This window comes from Finegoldia magna (assembly GCF_002243175.1).
Lineage (GTDB): Bacteria > Bacillota > Clostridia > Tissierellales > Peptoniphilaceae > Finegoldia > Finegoldia magna_J.
On sequence record NZ_NDYF01000003.1, the window covers coordinates 56,197 to 75,602 of the forward strand.

Below are 19,406 nucleotides of genomic sequence, written 5' to 3' on the forward strand. Positions count from 1 at the left end.
GTTAGCGTGAAAATAAACATCGTTAAAATTTGTGATATAATTATTATAACTACGAGGAGGTAATTTATGATTACAGAAAGATTAGAAAAGCTAAGAAAAAAAATGAGCGAAAGAAATATCGATGCGTATGTTGTATTGTCAAGCGATCCTCATACATCGGAATATTTGGCAGATTATTATAAAACTAGAAAATATATTACTGGATTCAGTGGTAGTGCAGGAACTGCTGTGATTTTGAAGAAAAAAGCAGCTTTGTTTACTGACGGAAGATATTTTATTCAAGCTGCAAAAGAACTTGAAGGTTCTACTGTAGATTTGATGAAGATGGGAGAACCTGGCGTTCCTACTTTGATTGAATATTTGAAAGAAAATGTTCCTGAATGCGGAAAAATCGGCGTTGACGGTCTTACTTTGGACTATAACGATTACTATCAATGGTTAGAAAAATTAGGCGACAGAATGATAATCACTGATGTGGATTTTGTTGGTGATATTTGGGAAGATCGTCCTGAAAAACCAAACTCAAAAGCTTATGCATTTGATGTGAAATACTGTGGAAAAGATACTAAGACAAAATTAAAAGAGTTGAGATATTTTATGGATTCCAATGAATGTGATTATAACTTTATCGGTTCTTTGGATGACATTTGCTACCTTTACAATATTAGAGGTAACGATGTTTTGTACAATCCAGTTATCATAAGTTACGCATTAGTTGGAAAAGATTTTGCTAATTTGTACATTGAAGATGAAAAAATTGATAACGATTTGGTTGAATTGTTGAAAGAACAAGGTGTTACTGTAAAATCTTACGAAAAAGTGTTCGAAGATTTGAGTGGACTTCCTGGAAAGAGCGTTTTGTTCTTGGATCCTTCTAAGACAAATGTTAGAATTTACAATTCAATTAATTCAAATATTAGAATTTCAAAAGGAATTCAACCTACAACTTTGATGAAGGCTCACAAGAACGAAACAGAAATTAAAAATCAAAAAAATGCTTACATCAAAGACGGTGTTGCATTGGTTAAGTTTTTCAATTGGGTAGAAACAGGTACGCCAACTGGAAATGTTACTGAAATGAGTGCAGCGGATAAGTTGAGATATTTCAGAGAACAAGGCGATTTGTTCATGGATTTGAGTTTTGGAACCATATCTGCTTACGGAGAAAATGCGGCACTTCCTCATTACGAACCATCTATTGATCACCCAGTGACATTACAACCAAAAGGATTGTACTTGGTTGACAGTGGTGCGCAATATTTGGACGGAACTACTGATATTACTCGTACGGTTGCTCTTGGTGAATTGACTGATGATGAAAAACTACACTATACTTTAACATTAAAATCACACATCAATTTGATGACTACAATTTTCCCTAAGGGAACAAAATCATCAAGCCTAGATCCAATTGCTAGAAGACCTATTTGGCAAGAATTGTTGGATTTCAGACACGGAACAGGCCATGGTGTTGGATTCTACCTTGGAGTTCACGAAGGTCCACAAAGAATTTCTTCAATGAACAACGACATCGACATGGACGAAGGAATGGTTACAAGTGACGAACCAGGAATTTATATCGAAGGTTCACACGGAATTAGAATCGAAAATATTATGCACTGCATCAAAGTTGGAGAATCTGAATTCGGTGAGTTCTTGGGATTTGAATCGTTATCTATCTGCCCAATCGACACAAGACCTGTTATCAAAGAAAAATTACTTCCTTTCGAATTAGAATGGTTGAACAATTACAACAAGGAATGCTACGACAAATTATCACCTTATTTGGAAGGATCAGATTTAGAATATCTTGAGCAACAAACAAAAGCAATATAGAAATGTTTGATATTAAAAAAGAACTGCAAAAAGTACCTCACAAACCAGGCGTGTACATTATGCACGATAAAAACGACGAGATAATCTACGTTGGCAAGGCGATTGATTTGAGAAGACGTGTGGGTCAATATTTTGATTCATCAAAAAAACTTGCAAAAGTCGCCGCAATGGTAAGTCACGTAGAATATTTTGAGTATATTATCGTAAATAATGAATGTGAAGCTTTGGTTCTGGAATCAAACTTAATCAAGAAAAACAGCCCGAAATACAACATCGTTTTAAGAGACGATAAGCAATATCCCTACATCAAAATCACGAACGAAAAGTTTCCAAGAGTTTTGAAAACCAGACGTGTTTTGAAGGATAAGGCAAAGTATTTTGGGCCTTTTCCTAATGCTTATGCAGTTAATGATATTATAGATTTAATTCACGAAACGTACAAAATCAGAACGTGTAATTTGAATTTTGATAAGGGTCAAACATTGAAGAGACCTTGCTTGAATTATTACATCAATCGTTGTGATGGAATGTGCGTTTATGACGTGGACGAAGAGGATTACAACAAAGAATTATTAGAAGTGGAAAATTTTTTGAATGGTCGTGAAGATGAATTAACTAAGAAGTTGACCGATAAAATGATGGCTGCATCCAAGAATTTGAACTTCGAATTGGCAGCGAAACTCAGAGATTCTATAGCAAATATCCAAGTGATTTTGGAAAAACAAAACATCACCAACACCAAAGGATTGGACTTGGATATGATATCCATGGCGAGAGAAGCTGAGACTGTATGTGTTCAAGTGTTTTTCATGAGAAATGGTAAAATCATCGAAAGACAGCATTTTATTATCGACAATATATATGAAGAATCAAACGAACACATCGTAGGAGAATTTTTCAAACAATTCTACATTGATTTGACTTACGTTCCTAAACAAATCCTTACCGATATTGAAATCGAAGACAGAGAGCTTATCGAAGAAATGCTAACTGAGAAGAAAGGTTCCAAGGTCGAAATTAAAATTCCTAGAAGAGGTAACAAGACCGACCTCTTGGAAATGGTAAGAGTTAATGCAAAAGAAGGATTGGACAAATACATTTCCAGACATTTGAAAAGAGAACGTAATCGTGAGAATGCAATACTCGATTTGCAAGACATCACAGGAGTAAAACCGATCGATAGAATAGAATGCTACGATATTTCTAATACAAGTGGCGTGGATTCTGTAGGAAGTATGATTGTGTTCAAAAACGGGGCTAAATCTTCCAAAGATTATCGTAAATTTAAAATAAAAACTGTAGAAGGTGCCGATGATTATGCATCGCACAGGGAAGTGTTGACGAGAAGATTCAGAAGACTTTTGGATTCTGATAAAAAAGACAACAGCTTTGATGAAATGCCTTCTATTATTTTGATGGATGGTGGTAAAGGTCAAGTCAACATCGCAAAAGAAGTGTTGAACGAATTCAACTTGGATATCCCGATTTTGGGTCTTGTAAAAGACGATAAGCATAGGACGCGTGGAATAATTTACGAAAACGACGAAATCAGATTGAAAGTGAACACTCCTTTGTACAGGTTGTTGTTTGCGATTCAAGAAGAAACACATAGATTTGCCATCAATTATCACAGAAAACTTCACGAAAAAAACTTCAAGAAATCTGAATTGGACAATATAGCTTTAATAGGAGAAAAAAGAAAAAAAGCTTTGATGAAACATTTTAAAACTCTTGACAGAATAAAAAAAGCCAGTGTAGAAGAGCTTTGCGAAGTTGATGGAATGAATGAAAAAGCAGCAGAAAATATAGTAAATTATTTTAAGCAATAATTTGCTATATTTTTTATTGTAAAGAAATATTGATTGATGGTAATATATAAGGTAGTGAAGGATGGATGGTTTATGACAAGAAAAAATTCTACTTTAATTAAAATGATAATGCTTTCAATATTTGTCGCAATAGGAGTTGTGATATCTCCAATTTTGAGAGTGGTTGGATTTTGTCCGACACAACATTTTGTTAATATAGTGTGTGCGGTATTTTTGGGACCATGGTATGCACTTTTGTGTGCGACGTTGATTGGGATAATCAGAATGTCACTAATGGCAATTCCACCGTTAGCATTGACTGGAGCTGTGTTTGGGGCGTTTTTGTCGGGAGTTTTGTATAAAAGAACGAACAAATTAATTATGGCTTGTATTGGAGAAGTTATTGGAACGGGAATAATAGGATCGATTGTAAGCGTTCCTGTTATGAAGTTTTTCTTCGGAAAAAGCAATTTGACTTTGTTTTTCTACACACCATCATTTGTACTTGCGACTTTAATGGGAGCGACTGTAGCATTCGCATTTTTAAAGGCTATGCAAAAAAATAAAATGCTAGATAAATTAAAGGAAAGTATCAATGGATAAATTAATACAAAAAATGTCAGAGATTTACTCTGATTTGTACAACAGTAATAATCTGATTCATTGCCTTACTAATGCGATTTCAATCAATGACATGGCAAACGCAGTTCTGAGTGTTAACCAAAGTCCGTTTATGGCAGATAATCCACGAGAAGTCGAAGATGTTACGAAAAATTCTGATTCTCTGTTGGTAAATTTAGGAAACATCACGGATTATAGAATAGAATCAATCAAAAAATCCCTACGAATTGCAAATGAAAACAACATTCCAATTACATTGGATTTGGTTGGAGTGAGCGCGTCAAGATTAAGGCTTGTTTTCACACTAGAAATCTTGCAAAAATACACAATAACTTGCATAAAAGGAAATTACAGCGAGATAAAATCGCTGGTTATTAAAGATTTAAGTACAAAAGGTGTGGATTCTAAAAAACTGGAAGTAAATGATGTGATTAATTATTGTAATAATTTGCACGAAAAGTACCATTCAATCGTTGTGGCAACAGGCCATACGGATATTGTGTGTTCAGATGAGATTTATCTGCTTAATAATGGCGATGAAAGGCTTTCAAAAATCACTGCGACAGGTTGTGTTGTGGGAAGTTTGATAGCGTGTACACTTAGCGTATCCCAATCGATAGAAGCATGTGTTCTAGCAATTAGCATGATGAATATTAGCTGTGAAATGATGGATAAAAGTGTTGGACTTAGTTCTTTCAAAATCGGTTTGTACGATAATTTATCCAAAATAAAATGGGAACAAATAAAGGAGAATATAAATGCGAGAAAAATTGAATCTTAGCTTGTACTTGGTTACTGATAGGACAAATGTTAAAGATGAGGAAGATTTTTTAACAAAAATTGAAGATTCTCTTAAAGGTGGAGTAACATTGGTACAACTAAGGGAGAAAAATATCTCTACAAGAGAATACATAGACTTGGCAAAAAAAGTGAAGATAATTTGTGACAAGTTTGATTTGCCGCTTTTAATTGACGACAGAATTGACGTATGCCTGGCAAGCGAGTGTGCAGGAGTTCATCTTGGAGATGAAGACATGGAAATAAAAGATGCAAGAAGAATTCTTGGAGATAATTACATTATTGGCGCAACTGCAAAAAGTGTTGCCAGAGCTATACAATGTGAAAAAGAAGGTGCAGATTATCTTGGAGTTGGGGCTATTTATCCGACAAAAACCCATGTTAAAACGAAAATAACATCGGTTGAAACTCTAAGAGACATCAACAATAGCATAAGCATAAAAACTGTCGCTATTGGCGGTTTAAATGGGGATAACATAGATGTATTAAAAAACAGTGGTGCAAGTGGGATAGCAGTCGTAAGAGCGTTGATGAATGACGACAATCCACAAGAAAAAGCACACAGATTATTAGAAAAATCAAAACAAATTTTAGAATTGAGGTAATTATGAAAAACAAATTTAAATTAGTATTGTTAGTTATGGTGTTGATGTTGGTTATGGTATCTTGCAAAAAAGCAGATCCAATAACACTTCCAAACGCCAATGATTCACAAGTAATCACAGTTACAAAAATCGAAGAAAACAAGGAAGGACCAACGGCATCCATCACTTCGAAAAAAGATATCGTAGACACAATTAAATTGATAAAAGAAAAAGCAAAACCAACTAGTAAAAAATCAAACAATGATACACCTGCGAATACAAAAGATTTTAGAAAAATGGAAATCTACTACGGAAAAGACGAAAAAATGACGTTGTATTTGTATCAAAACAAAAAATACTACATTGAAAAACCATACGAAGGAGTGTGGGAAATCGACAAGGATACGTTTAACAAATTAATCGGTGCAATGTAGTTTTATCGTAGAAATTTATTGTGTAGATAAACCATCATACACGAATATCTAGACTTCAAAAATTGTTGATTTCTAAATCTCAAAATCCTAAAATTGCAAACTCGTTTCACTCAAACAGTGCAATTTTTAACGGATTTCTCGATTTGAAATCAAATCAATTTTTTCCGTATGATATTCTTAGTATGATTGGTTTACTACTAAATACGAGTAATGATTTAGAGTGCATTTCGATGCGCTCTTTTTTCTTTGAAAAAATATTGCATCTGTGTCTAATCTGTATTATAATAAGCAATACAAGGAGGACAGAATGATTAACATAAATACGACGAGTGATGTTCCGATTTACACTCAAATTCGAAACGAAATTATCAGAGAAATTGCTAGTGGAAATTTGCAAAATGGCGACGAACTTCCTTCTGTTAGACAATTTGCAAATGATTTGGGAATAAATCCTATGACGATTAGCAAGGCTTATAATATTTTGAAGGACGAAAAAATAATTGTAATAGATAGAAGAGTTGGGGCGAAGATTTGCGTGGACGAAGATTATTCACGAAATTCATTTGAAGATGAAATGAAACTACTGTTAATGGAAGCGAAAATTCGCGGCAAATCACAAAAGGATATTAAAAATATAGTGGAGGAAATTATAAAATGATTTGGCAATTTATTTTATTTTTTAGTTTGGTGTTTATTTTGTTTATCATGCGAAGAATGAACATATATACATTGAAAATAAACGATACATTTATGTTGTTTACAAATTTTCCAAAAGGTTATGAAGATGATGAATTCATCGTCGATTTGTTGGGAAAAACGAAGAAAAAATTGAATATTTTATTTGCAGTTAGCATTGTTCTATCTTTTCTTGTGTTACTTGATTATGATTGGATAATGCTTGTGTATTACAATTTAATAGTTGTTTATCTTGTGAGTGCAAATATTATCGAATACAACGCAATGAAAGTAATACGACAATACAAAAAGGACAATAATATATCGACTGAGAGTAGTATTTTGACGTATGATTTGAAGACTTCAAGAGATATTGAAAAAAAGAAAATCAAACTAAAAGCCTGGATAATTCCGCTGGTAGTTCAAATCGTATTGTTGGTAGCTTTTTTCAAAACCAGCGAGATGTTCTTCGTCTACATTTTGTTGTTAGTCGCAATGAGTGTAAGTACAATATTAACGGGATGGTTTTTGGGAAGGAAAAACACCAAAGTTTATTCGACTAATTCTGAAGAAAACTTAAAGTTGAATGAAGAAAGCATCATAAAAGTACAACAAACAATGTATGCGATATATATTATGTTTATCGTTTTAGGATTTGTTGTGGCTTATTACTCATCAAAAGATGTTTACAGAATTTTTCCGATTCTTTCATACATTGTTTTGTACACGTTAGCGATAATATTGGCTCTTTTTAAATACCAAACCATAGCAAAAAACTTAACTGCGCTTAATAGCGACTTGTACAATGGGGACTTCTTTGATCCGTGGGGTTATTATAATCCGAAAGATGACAGGCTTATGGTTGAAGATATTAGCGTGAGAAATGGTAATATGACATTTAACAGGGCAAAATTATCAGGCAAAATACTCTACGCATTGACTGCTGTATTATTGATTTCAGTTGAATTTTTGATGATAAATATGAGTTTACCAAAAACGTATACTGTAGATAACACGCCAAGCACTCTTACAATTACTGAATCTGTTTACACTACTGTAATCGACAAAAAATCAATCGAAAAAGTTGAGCTAATCGAAGACATCAACAAAACAGATGGCGTTAGATTAAATGGAACATCACTAAAACACTATTCCTATGGTAAATTTAATATTAAGGGAATTGGAAACTGTGATGTGTACATTCACAACGATAATCCAAGAGCTATTTGGATTAAGACTAAGGATAACAAAAACCTTGTGTTTAATTTCCCAACTGTAAAAGAAACCGAAAAGTTTTATAAAAATTTACGCTAATTGTATTTTTTGTAAATTCTGGGTATATATTAATTAATAAATATTAGTAGAAATATTTTATTAATATGGGAGGGAATTTATGAAGAAATTTTTGATGGTTGCATTATGTATGATGATTTTTGTGTCGTGTGGAAAAAAAGAAGTGTACAAGGGCGTAGAATCCAGCGTAAAAGTAGACAGAATCAAAAAAATGGATTCTCACAACAAATACACAGATAAGTTAAAGAACTCTGAGTTTATTCAGAAATTGTATGGAGATAAAATTGTCGTGTTAAAAGACGGAAAGAACTTTATTTACGACGGTTCCAAGGATGAATTAGTACAACTAGATGATGGATATGGAATACACGATGTGGATAATAAAGGTTATCTCCTTTATAAATCAGATGAATCATTTGCTTCTAAGTTGATGATTAAAAGCAATGGGGAAATGAAAAATCTGACTTCAACAGAGCATATTAGTGATGCTAAGTTGTTGGATAAAAATGTGTACGCTATGGTTTTGCGTTCTGATTCTCCAATTAAATTTTTCGAATGTGAAATATTCAAGAATAATAATGACACATTTGAATCTACTGGCAAGATTGGGAAATTAATCAAAAACGATAAGTCTGTAATGTATATGCATTATGAAAAGGACAAATTAACTGTCAAAGATATTGATGATAAGGAAATCTTCAGTAGGGATTTGAAAGAGGATGAGTATCCTATTGATGTTGTGATGAATAATAAGGACGTTTTCTATTCTTTGTACGATTTTAAGACTGGAAATTCAAGGTTGTACAAGAATGATAAGATGATTATGGAATCTACTATAAAAGGTTATGAAAATGTATTGAAAAGATTTAAAGTGTCCAAGAAATATATGACTTGGTTGGACAATAAAATTGCGTATAATCTAGAAAAAGATAAGCTAGTATTTTTTGAAGATGCAAAAGATGACACGATGATTGTACCAGTAGTAGATAGCGTGTACAGTTTGAAAATCAAAAACTCAATCGGAGTTTTCAATGATGAAACTATAAAATTCAAATAGACAATCAAAAAAGCAATGATTCCGATGAATCATTGCTTTTAAATTTAACCTAATAATCTTCTTGCTGTAACGAATGTTCTTTGGTAATAACTTGAGTTGATATCTGATAAGATAACTCCTGTTGATGGTGTAGAAGCATGGATTAATTTGTTGTTACCAACGTAAATTCCAACGTGACTTATTCCGCCACCACCTGTTGCGAAGAACATCAAATCTCCTTTTTTCAAGTTTGATTTGGAAACTTTGTGTCCATAAGAAACTTGTGATCTTGAGCTTGGACTTATTGAAATTCCATAAGCTTGTTTGTAAAGATAAGATGTAAGTCCTGAACAGTCGAATGATCTAGGACCGTGAGTTCCCCAAACGTAAGGCTTACCTAATTGTTTGTAAGCAAGATTTACGATTTTGTCTAATTTGTTAGTTTGTTTTGGTTGTTCTTTTTTAGGTACATTTACTAATGCATCTACTTTTGGTTTTGCTTGTAGTGATTTACCAGCTAACAAATCTTTAATTCCGTTAACTACGAAATTGTCGATAGTGCTTTTGCCACCAAATACCATTGTGTACATGATGTTTGATTTGTTTTGTCTGAAGAAAGATTCCACAGAGTTTGATTTTTGTTCTTGTGTTTTGTAATCTTCGTTTCTTGGAACGTCCATTTTCTTAACCAAAACTATTGGTGCATTGTATTTTTGAGCTACAGGAGATGCAGCAAGTACATCTACAAATTTTTCTCCACTAGCTACGATTGTTCTTTCAGAATTTACACCGACTTGTTTTGCAACTTTTACAGATGTTTGGTATCTGTCATGTCCTGCAATTCTAGTAACTTTTGCAAGTTTTGAAAGTTCGTTTTCAACAGCTTTTGAAACTGAATTTTCTCCACCTACTATAGTGATGTCTCCTAAAAGACCTTTTTTGCTGAAAGAATTTAAGTATTCTTTGATTGATTTTGGAACTTCATTCTTTTTAACTAATAGAACTGGAGCGTTCTTTTTCTTAGCTAAAGAAGTAGAAGAAATCGAATCTGCAAAGTTTTCACCAGATGCGATAACTACGTTTTGTTTCTTGTTAGAAACTGGGTGAGACGTAGTAGCTGATTTTGCATTAACTTCGTATCTGTCCTTGCCTTTTACTCTGATGACTTCAATTCCCATACCGTTTAATTCGTCAACTACTTTTGAACTAATAGTTTTTTCGCCACCAGTTATGTAGACTTTTTTGACACCTTTCAAGGCTTCTTTTGTCAAGTTGTCTAATTTGTCAGAATCAGTGTAAAGAATAGGTGATTTACCATTTGAAATGTTTGTTGCACTGATTGAGTCTGAAAATTCGTTAGAATTCACAACTACGGCAGTATCTGCGTTTTTGAATTCTTTTTCTTTGATTTTCTTAGCTGTTTCAAATCTGTTTTTTGCGTCAATTCTTTCTGTTTTGGCACTTTTTTGTGATTTGACTTCAGCTTCTTTTTCTTCATTATTAACTTGATTTTTATTAGATATTACTTTGTTATTTTCATCTAGCTTTACTTGTATCTTAGTTGTTGTTTCAGTTTTACTTGAATTATCTAATATAGCTTTAACATTTGTTTCTGACTTGTTATTTTCATTATCTGCAAATGAAACATTTGCTCCCAAAGATAATGATACAGCCAAAGTCATTACAAGAAGTGGCTTCTTAAAATTATTCATGTATCCTCCTAATATACTTCAATGAGCTAATTTTAATTGCTCATTATTTTTGTAACCAATTTGTAACTTATTCAAATTACTCTAATAGTTTACAAGAATTTTTCATAAGTTTCAAACAAATTTGACATTTATTGGTTTAATTTGCACAATGTGCTAGAATTTATGTAAAATTTGCTCAAAACTATTTACAAATCCAAAATTTTGTGAATCTCTTGAAAATTACACTTCGCATAAAATAGGGAATAGTTTGTAACCAATTTGTAACTTTTGTACAAAAACATAAAAAACACCATTCAAAAGGCTAATTATTAAAAAAATGTAACAAATACGGCTTTTAACGAAAAATCGCTTAAAATTTATTTGATAATGACTGAAAACTGACATTGTATCTCAAAATCTTTGTAAGAAATTACATTAAAAAAGCACTGATTTTAATCAGTGCTTAATAGTTATATTATAGTAGTTATATTATAAAATGTAGATTTTGACGTTTCTAACTCCCCAGTTACGTGATTGGGCTTTAGTATCCATAACTACATCAATTTTATTTCCTTTAATAGCTCCACCAGTGTCTTCTGCTGTAGCAAATCCGTATCCTTCTACGTAAACTCTTGTTCTCAAAGGAATAACTCTTGGGTCTACTGCGATAACACCGCGTCTAATTTTAGTTCCGATTGCTGTTACATTCCATCCACCATTTTCTCTAGGATCAGAAGTGTAAGCTGTGGATCTTACTGTAAATACTCTTTTTGCTTTTGCAAGTTGAGCTTGTAATGAATCTACAGGTTTTTCAACCTTTTTAGATTTTTCAGTTGTACTTTTTCTTAATTCAGCTTTTTCTTTTTTGTATAATGCATCTGCTTTTGGTGCAGTTTTAAGATTTTTACCTGCTAACAAATCAGATATTGATGATGATACGAAATCAGAAATTGAATGATTTCCTTCACAAACTATAACTTGGTCTATGGATTTGTTGTTTTTGAAGAATGCTTCCATAGTAGAGTTTTTGTCGTTTGAAGAATAATCTTTTGTTCTTGTTACATCGTTAGGTTTTGTCAATATTAAAGAAGCATTTAACTTAGTAGCAACAGGTGTCATTAATAATGCATCGTTGTAACCATTACCTTCAGTTACGATTACTCTTTTTGCATTAGGGTTAACTTGTTTTGCAACTTTTACGTTAGTAGTGTATCTGTCACGACCAGCAATTCTACTTACATTATTACTAAAAGTTTTTAAGTATGATTCTACTTGTTGAGATACTGATAAGTTACCACCAACGATTGTTATACTTCCTATGGCATTGTTTCTCTTTAAAGATAATAAATAACCTTTGATAGATGTAGGAACTTCATTTTTTCTAACGAAAAGTATAGGAGCTTTTTTGTTTTGAGCTAAAATAGCAGATGATATAGCATCACTATGATTTTCGCCTGAAGTTATAAGTATATTTGTTTTTTGTTTTGTATTTGGATTATGTGTTTTTGCTGCAACCTTAGAATTAACTTCGTATCTATCGTGTCCAGCAATTCTTTCAACAATTATTCCCAAACTTTTAAGTTGTTCAACCACTGAATTGCTAACGGATTTTTCTCCACCTAAGATGTAAACTTTTTTAGGTTTGTTAGCTTTTAGGTTTGCCAATGTTTTACTATCTAATGAAGATTGGTTAGTAAATAATATTGGAGTGTTACCTCTTGATAGTGAAACAGCAGATAGTGAATCTACAAATGTTGAGCTATTTGTCAAAATAACTGTGTTTGATTCTGAAAAATATTCATCTCTTATATTAGTAGCTGTTTCGTATTTACTTGATGAAGTGATTTTCTTCACATCGGCTCTTTTAACTGCTTTTACTTCAGCAGGTTTTTTCAAAAGTTCTTTTGAATCTTCAAAGCCTTCTGTCAAATCTTCCTTACTAGTTTCTTTTTTATCTTCTTTTTCAGTATTTTCAGTATTAACTTTTTCAGTTTGTTGTGCACCATTGGATTTGATGGAATCCTCTGTATTCACATTTTCTTGATCTTTAATTGTATTTTGCAAATTTGTAGTGTAATTTAAAGCGTCATGTTTTACTTCTTCTACAAGCTTTGTATTGTCAACATCAGCAAATGAAGAAGTTGCATTTAAAGCAGAAAAGGTAAACATTAATCCCATCACTAACAATGGTTTTTTTATATTGTTCATTTTTCCTCCTAATTTTACGATTAAAAGTTTTTAATCTGCAAATTTAATATAATATATTGTAACACATTTGTAACTTGTTGTAACCTTTTTGTAATAAATCATGTTAGAAAAACGTTAAATATTACAAAAACGAAACAATTGATTTATGATTTCGTGGTTTATTATCTAAGATTGTTTGCTTATATACAGATTAGATAATAAAATATAATAAGGAGGGAACTTATGAAAACAGTAAAATTAAGTGCGGTCGTTAAAAAATTAGACTTGCACGTTGTGAGAACAAGTTCTGATTACGAAACAATTGAGATTACAAATTCTGAAATTAACAGACCGGGGTTACAATTATCTGGTTTCTTGGAAGAATTTCCATACAGAAGAATTCAATTGTTCGGTAAGGCTGAACTTGCATATTATATGGCGATGGATATTGAGCTTAGAAAAGAAAGAGTAAGGGCAATGATGGAATATGATATTCCTTGTATTGTGTTTTCACACTATGCTCAAATTCCAGATGAAGTTAGAAAATTAGCCGAAGAATACGACAAAACTTTGTTAATTTCGGACAGAACAACTACTAGACTTATCTCAGCCTTGGATGAAGTATTGGAATATTTCCTTAGTGAGGAAGATACAATCCACGCTTCGTTGTTGGATGTTTTTGGTATGGGAGTTTTGTTGATGGGAGACAGCTCAGTAGGAAAAAGCGAAACTGCTTTGGATTTGGTTACTAGAGGTCACAGACTTGTTGCAGATGATGTGGTTGAAATTAGAAAAATCGAAAAAGGATTGTTGGCACAAGCTCCTCTTAATATCAGACACTATTTGGAAGTTAGGGGTCTTGGAATTTTAGACATTCAAAGATTATACGGTACAGGTTCAGTAAGATTAACTACGTTTATCGATTTGGTTATAAAGCTAGAAAAATGGCAAGACGATAAAGAATACGACAGAATTGGACTTGACGAACACACTACAGAAATTTTGGGAGTTGAACTTCCATATCTTGAAGTTCCTGTAAAACCAGGTAGAAATATCGCAATGATTGTAGAAGTTGCAGTTAGAAATCAAAGACAAAAACTTTTGGGTTATAATGCTGCACAAGAGTTAAATAATAAGTTAATTGCAAATATGAAAAAAGATACTGAGGAGCATAGAAAGCAGTTAAAAAATAACAAAAAATAATTTCACAATAAAATTTTTTGATGAAGTTTGTTATTCTTGCAATGGAAAAATTATTGAGTTATAATAACTCATAGAGCGGAGTTAGTCCGTTTTAATTTAAACAATTTATTTATTTATATATAGGGGGTTAAATAAATGGCAAAACACATGAAAACCATGGATGGAAATACAGCTGCTGCTCACGTAGCTTATGCATTTTCAGATGTGGCAACTATTTATCCAATTACTCCATCATCACCAATGCCTGAAGCAATTGATGTTTGGGCAGCAGATGGACGTAAGAACTTATTCGGTGAAACTGTACAAGTAACTGAATTACAATCAGAAGGTGGAGCAGCTGGTTCAGTACACGGGGCTTTAGTTGCAGGGGCTTTGGCATCTACATTCACAGCATCACAAGGTTTATTGTTGATGGTTCCAAATATGTACAAGATTGCCGGAGAAAACTTACCTGGCGTATTCCACGTATCAGCAAGAGCTTTGGCATCACATGCACTTAGCATTTTTGGTGACCACCAAGACGTTATGGCAGCAAGACAAACTGGTTTTGCATTGTTATGCTCAGGTTCAGTACAAGAAGTTATGGATTTAGCAGCAGTAGCTCACCTTTCTTCTATCAAAGGTAAAGTTCCATTCTTACATTTCTTCGACGGTTTCAGAACTAGTCACGAAATTCAAAAAATCGAAGTTATGGACTACGAAGATTTGGCAAAAATCGTTGATTGGGAAGCTATTGATGAATTCAGAAGAAACGCATTAAATCCAGAAAACCCTAAGACTATGGGTACAGCTGAAAATCCAGACGTTTATTTCCAAGGTATGGAAGCATCTAATACATACTATGAAGATATCGTTGGTATTACTGAAGGCTATATCAATGAAATTAACAAGATTACAGGCAGAAACTACGGATTATTCAACTACTATGGTGCTGAAGATGCTGAAAATATTATAGTAGCTATGGGTTCAGTAACTGAAACTATTGAAGAAACTGTTGATTATTTAGTTTCTAAGGGAGAAAAAGTCGGAGTATTAAAAGTTCACTTATACAGACCATTCTCTAAAGAACATTTCTTAAATGCTATTCCAAAAACAGTTAAGAAAATCGCAGTTTTAGACAGAACTAAAGAAAAAGGTTCATTGGGAGAACCTCTATATCTAGATGTTAGAGATTGTTTCTATGATCATGAAAATAAACCAGTTATCGTTGGTGGTATTTACGGTTTAGGTTCAAAAGATACAACTCCAACTCACATTAACACAGTTTACGAAAACTTAAAACAAGATAAACCAAGAACACAATTTACTATCGGTATAGTAGATGATGTTACACATAGATCATTAGAAGTAAAAGATGTTATAAACACTTCACCTGAAGGAACTATCAGATGTAAATTCTGGGGATTCGGTTCTGACGGTACAGTAGGTGCTAACAAATCAGCTATTAAAATCATAGGTGATGGTACTGACATGTACGCTCAAGGTTACTTCGATTATGACTCTAAAAAATCTGGTGGGGTTACAATGTCTCACTTAAGATTTGGTAACAACCCAATTCACTCAACTTATCTATTAGATGAATCAGATTTCATTTCTTGTTCAAAACAAGCTTATGTATATCAATACGATTTATTAAGAGGTTTAAGAAAAGGTGGTACATTCTTACTAAACTGTATCTGGAATGAAGAAGAATTAGATACTCACCTTCCAGGTAAATTAAAGAAATATATCGCTGAAAACGACATTAAATTCTACACAATCAACGCTTCTAAGATTGCAGCAGAAGTAGGATTAGGTGGAAGAACTAACATGATTATGCAAGCTGCATTCTTCAAATTATCTAAAGTATTACCTATAGATGAAGCTATCAAGAAATTAAAAGAATCTATAGTTGCTAACTACGGAAGAAAAGGTGAAGACATTGTAAACATGAACTACGCTGCAGTAGATCAAGGTATCGATCAACTTGTAGAAATCAAAGTTCCAGCTGAATGGAAAAACGCTGAAGAAGACGTTGAAAATGACGCTAATCTTCCAGAATTCGTAAAAGAAGTTGCAAGTGTAATGAACGCACAACAAGGTAATGATTTACCAGTATCTGCATTTAAAGACAGAGCAAACGGTGAATTCCCAATGGGAACTTCAGCTTACGAAAAGAGATGTATCGCTCTTAACGTTCCAGAATGGCAAATGGATAAATGTATCCAATGTAACCAATGTGCTTATGTATGTCCACACGCAGTTATCAGACCATTCTTATTAAACGAAGAAGACAGAAAGAACGCTCCTGAAACATTCGAAAGCAAAAAAGCAGTTGGTAAAGGATTTGAAGATTTAACATTCAGAATCCAAGTTTCACCAGCAGACTGTACAGGTTGCGGTAACTGTGCTGATGTATGTCCAGCAAAAGAAAAAGCATTAATCATGAAACCTTTCGAAGAACAACATCTTGCACAAAAAGATAACTGGACTTACGCTGTAGAAAAAGTTGGATACAAAGAAGACTTAATGCCAGCAGAAAAAACAGTTAAAGGTTCACAATTCCAACAACCATTATTTGAATTCTCTGGAGCTTGTGCTGGTTGTGGAGAAACTCCATACGCTAAATTAATCACTCAATTATACGGTGATAGAATGCTTATAGCTAACGCTACAGGTTGTTCATCAATCTGGGGTGCAAGTGCTCCTTCAACTCCTTACTGCACAAACGCTGAAGGTAAAGGACCAGCTTGGGCTAACTCATTATTCGAAGACAATGCTGAATACGGATATGGTATGCACTTAGCTATCAAGAAAATCAGATTACAATTAAAAGAAAAAATGCAAGCATTCTTAGACTTGAACATTGAAAGTCCATTGAATGCACCATTCAAGAAATTTGTTGAAAACATGGACGATGTAGCTACATCTAAAGCATGTGCAGCAGAAATCTTACAACACTTAGATGATGACACTAATAACGCTGAAGCTGAAGAATTATTGAAATATATAAGAACAGACAGAGACTTCTTAATTAAGAAATCTGTATGGATCTTCGGTGGAGACGGTTGGGCTTACGATATCGGATACGGCGGATTGGATCACGTATTAGCATCAGGTGAAAACATCAACGTTATGGTATTCGATACAGAAGTTTACTCAAACACTGGTGGACAAGCTTCTAAATCAACTCCAACAGCTGCTGTAGCACAATTTGCCGCAAGTGGTAAGAAAGTTAGAAAGAAAGATTTAGGTTTGATGGCATCAACTTATGGATACGTATACGTAGCACAAATCGCTATGGGTGCTAACCAAAATCAAACATTAAAAGCTATTAGAGAAGCTGAAGAATATGATGGACCATCATTAATCATCGCTTACTCACCATGTATCAACCACGGTATTAAAGCTGGTATGGGTAAGAGCCAACGTCAAGAAAAATTAGCTGTAGAAGCTGGTTATTGGCACTTATACAGATTCGATTCAACTCTTGCAGAAGAAGGAAAGAATCCATTCCAATTAGACTCTAAAGAACCAACTGGATCATTCCAAGACTTCATCAGAGGAGAAGTAAGATACTTGTCATTACAAAAATCATTCCCTGAACAAGCGGAAGAATTATTCCAAGAAGCTGAAAGAGATGCTAAGGAAAGATACAACACTTACAAGAGAATGGCAGAAATGGATTATTCTAACTCAGTAGAAGATACAGATGCAGCAGATAAAGAAGAAAACCTTGAAAAAGAAGGCAAAAAAGTTGAATCTGTAGAAAAAGCTAAGGAAGAAGAAGGCGCAAAGAAAGAAGACGTCGTAAATCCAAATTCTACAAATAGATAATATAACAAAACACTGTGAGAGAAATCTTGCAGTGTTTTTTATTGCAAATTTTTAACAATTTGAAAAATCATTTATAGATTTTTTCTATAAATGACTAAAAAATTTATAACGTTGATATTTCAATGATATAACGAATAAAAAAATCAAGAAATTTTCTAATTTATTTAAAATCAAATGAAATTGGTAGGATTTATAGAAAGTTTCAATAAATGAAGAATATTTAACAATATTTCTGGTCTTATTATAGAATTGGTGATATTATATAGATGAAACATAAACTTTAGGAGGGTTTTATGAATTTTTACGAAGAATCAAGAAAATTTGCATTGGAACACATTGAACCATATGCAAAAAGCTCAGATGAAGAAGGTAGATTTCCTGTAGAATCATTTGAAGAAATGGGAAAAGCTGGCTACTTCAAATTAATTATCCCAGAAGAAATGGGTGGTTTAGGAAAAACTGCTGTTGAACACCAACAAGCTGTTTTAGCATTTGCTGAAAGCAACCCAACTGCTGGTCTTTGCTACATGATGCACAACGTAGCTTTAATGACTGTTCTTACTCATGGTAACGAAGAATTAAAGAAAAAAGTTGTTAAAGATATAGTTGACAACAACAAATTCATGGCTTTAGCTTATTCTGAATTCGGAACTGGTACTCACTTCTACATTCCAGAAATCAAAGTAACTAAAGACGGTGGAAAATTCGTTTTCAACGGAACAAAATCAATGGTAACAAGTGCAACTCATGCAAGTTATTACTTAATTTTAACTCCATCAACTGAAAAAGAAGGAGACATCAATAACTGGTTAGTTCCATTGGAATCTGAAGGATTAGAATTCAAGATGAGCCACTGGAAAGGTATTGGTATGAAAGGTAACGTTTCATGTCCAATGACTATGACAGATGTTAAATTAGACGAAGTTAACAGAATCGGTGAAGAAGGTTCAGGTATTGACCAAGTATTCAACGTTGTAGCTCCATACTTCATTTTAGGTTTAGCAAGTGTATACACTGGATTGAACTTGAGATTATCAAAAGTTACAAATGATTATGCATTGAAGAGAAAATATCCATCAGGACAATGCTTAGCTAATATTGAAACAGTTCAATTACACTTAGCTAAGATTTACGCTAACGGAATGAGCGCAAAAGCTCTTACAGAATTAGCAGCAAGATCTTTAGTTGACGGCGAAGCTGATGCAGTATGCAAGATTATCGCAGCAAGAGTTTGCGCTATCGAAAATGCTATCGAATCTTCAACTTATGCTATGAGAGTTGGCGGTGGAAAGACTTACAACTGTGCATCTGAAATCCAAAGATTGATGAGAGATGCTTACGCTGGACAAATCATGGCTCCATCACTAGACGTTCTTAACGTTTGGTTAGGAAAAGCTATAACAGGTCAACCACTATTATAGGAG

At 33.3% G+C, this 19,406-nt stretch carries 14 protein-coding genes; 12 read left to right on the forward strand and 2 right to left on the reverse strand.

Features of this window, described 5'->3' with window-relative positions; all coding sequences use genetic code 11:
- The first annotated feature begins 66 nt into the window (after window positions 1–66).
- The 9 genes from B9N53_RS01050 (at window position 67) to B9N53_RS01090 (ending at window position 9,106) form a co-directional block, all read left to right on the forward strand.
- The gene (locus B9N53_RS01050) at window positions 67–1,836 is read left to right on the forward strand and encodes an aminopeptidase P family protein (RefSeq protein WP_094203321.1); all 1,770 of its coding nucleotides are present in this window, start codon (window positions 67–69) and stop codon (window positions 1,834–1,836) included.
- Between the two features lie 2 nt (window positions 1,837–1,838).
- Window positions 1,839–3,665 carry an excinuclease ABC subunit UvrC gene (gene uvrC, locus B9N53_RS01055; RefSeq protein WP_094203322.1) on the forward strand — a complete coding sequence of 609 codons (1,827 nt, stop codon included), beginning with the start codon at window positions 1,839–1,841 and terminating at the stop codon, window positions 3,663–3,665.
- 72 nt (window positions 3,666–3,737) lie between these two features.
- Window positions 3,738–4,247 (forward strand): energy coupling factor transporter S component ThiW, encoded by a 510-nt coding sequence (thiW, locus tag B9N53_RS01060; protein ID WP_094203323.1) that lies wholly within the window; start codon window positions 3,738–3,740, stop codon window positions 4,245–4,247.
- Entirely contained in the window at window positions 4,240–5,046 is an 807-nt protein-coding gene (gene thiM, locus B9N53_RS01065) for a hydroxyethylthiazole kinase (RefSeq protein ID WP_094203324.1), read from the forward strand. The genes thiW and thiM overlap by 8 nt, the downstream gene beginning before the upstream one ends.
- Window positions 5,024–5,668, forward strand: coding sequence for a thiamine phosphate synthase (thiE, locus tag B9N53_RS01070; protein WP_094203325.1), 645 nt, complete (start codon window positions 5,024–5,026; stop codon window positions 5,666–5,668). The genes thiM and thiE overlap by 23 nt, the downstream gene beginning before the upstream one ends.
- Before the next feature lie 2 nt (window positions 5,669–5,670).
- Window positions 5,671–6,081, forward strand: a complete 411-nt coding sequence (locus B9N53_RS01075; protein ID WP_094203326.1) for a DUF5301 domain-containing protein — start codon at window positions 5,671–5,673, stop codon at window positions 6,079–6,081.
- Window positions 6,082–6,388: 307 nt separating this feature from the next.
- Window positions 6,389–6,739, forward strand: a complete 351-nt coding sequence (locus B9N53_RS01080) for a GntR family transcriptional regulator (RefSeq protein WP_094203327.1) — start codon at window positions 6,389–6,391, stop codon at window positions 6,737–6,739.
- Window positions 6,736–8,070, forward strand: coding sequence for a PH domain-containing protein (locus B9N53_RS01085; protein WP_094203328.1), 1,335 nt, complete (start codon window positions 6,736–6,738; stop codon window positions 8,068–8,070). The genes B9N53_RS01080 and B9N53_RS01085 overlap by 4 nt, the downstream gene beginning before the upstream one ends.
- Window positions 8,071–8,149: 79 nt before the next feature.
- Window positions 8,150–9,106 carry a hypothetical protein gene (locus tag B9N53_RS01090; RefSeq protein WP_094203329.1) on the forward strand — a complete coding sequence of 319 codons (957 nt, stop codon included), beginning with the start codon at window positions 8,150–8,152 and terminating at the stop codon, window positions 9,104–9,106.
- A 44-nt stretch (window positions 9,107–9,150) separates the two neighbouring features.
- Here the strand turns inward: B9N53_RS01090 and B9N53_RS01095 are convergent, their stop codons facing one another.
- Both B9N53_RS01095 and B9N53_RS01100 read right to left on the reverse strand, forming a co-directional pair.
- Window positions 9,151–10,797: a cell wall-binding repeat-containing protein gene (locus B9N53_RS01095; RefSeq protein ID WP_094203330.1), complete on the reverse strand. Its 1,647-nt coding sequence runs from the start codon at window positions 10,795–10,797 to the stop codon at window positions 9,151–9,153.
- 468 nt (window positions 10,798–11,265) lie between these two features.
- Window positions 11,266–12,984, reverse strand: a complete 1,719-nt coding sequence (locus tag B9N53_RS01100) for a cell wall-binding repeat-containing protein (protein WP_094203331.1) — start codon at window positions 12,982–12,984, stop codon at window positions 11,266–11,268.
- Window positions 12,985–13,206: 222 nt separating this feature from the next.
- Between B9N53_RS01100 and hprK the strand changes: the two genes are divergently transcribed.
- The 3 genes from hprK to B9N53_RS01115 all read left to right on the forward strand — a co-directional run bounded on the left by hprK (window position 13,207) and on the right by B9N53_RS01115 (window position 19,403).
- Entirely contained in the window at window positions 13,207–14,166 is a 960-nt protein-coding gene (hprK, locus tag B9N53_RS01105) for an HPr(Ser) kinase/phosphatase (protein WP_094203332.1), read from the forward strand.
- Window positions 14,167–14,301: 135 nt separating this feature from the next.
- Window positions 14,302–17,982: a pyruvate:ferredoxin (flavodoxin) oxidoreductase gene (gene nifJ, locus B9N53_RS01110; RefSeq protein ID WP_094203333.1), complete on the forward strand. Its 3,681-nt coding sequence runs from the start codon at window positions 14,302–14,304 to the stop codon at window positions 17,980–17,982.
- A gap of 293 nt (window positions 17,983–18,275) precedes the next feature.
- The gene (locus B9N53_RS01115; protein WP_094203334.1) at window positions 18,276–19,403 is read left to right on the forward strand and encodes an acyl-CoA dehydrogenase family protein; all 1,128 of its coding nucleotides are present in this window, start codon (window positions 18,276–18,278) and stop codon (window positions 19,401–19,403) included.
- The last annotated feature ends 3 nt before the right edge of the window (window positions 19,404–19,406 follow it).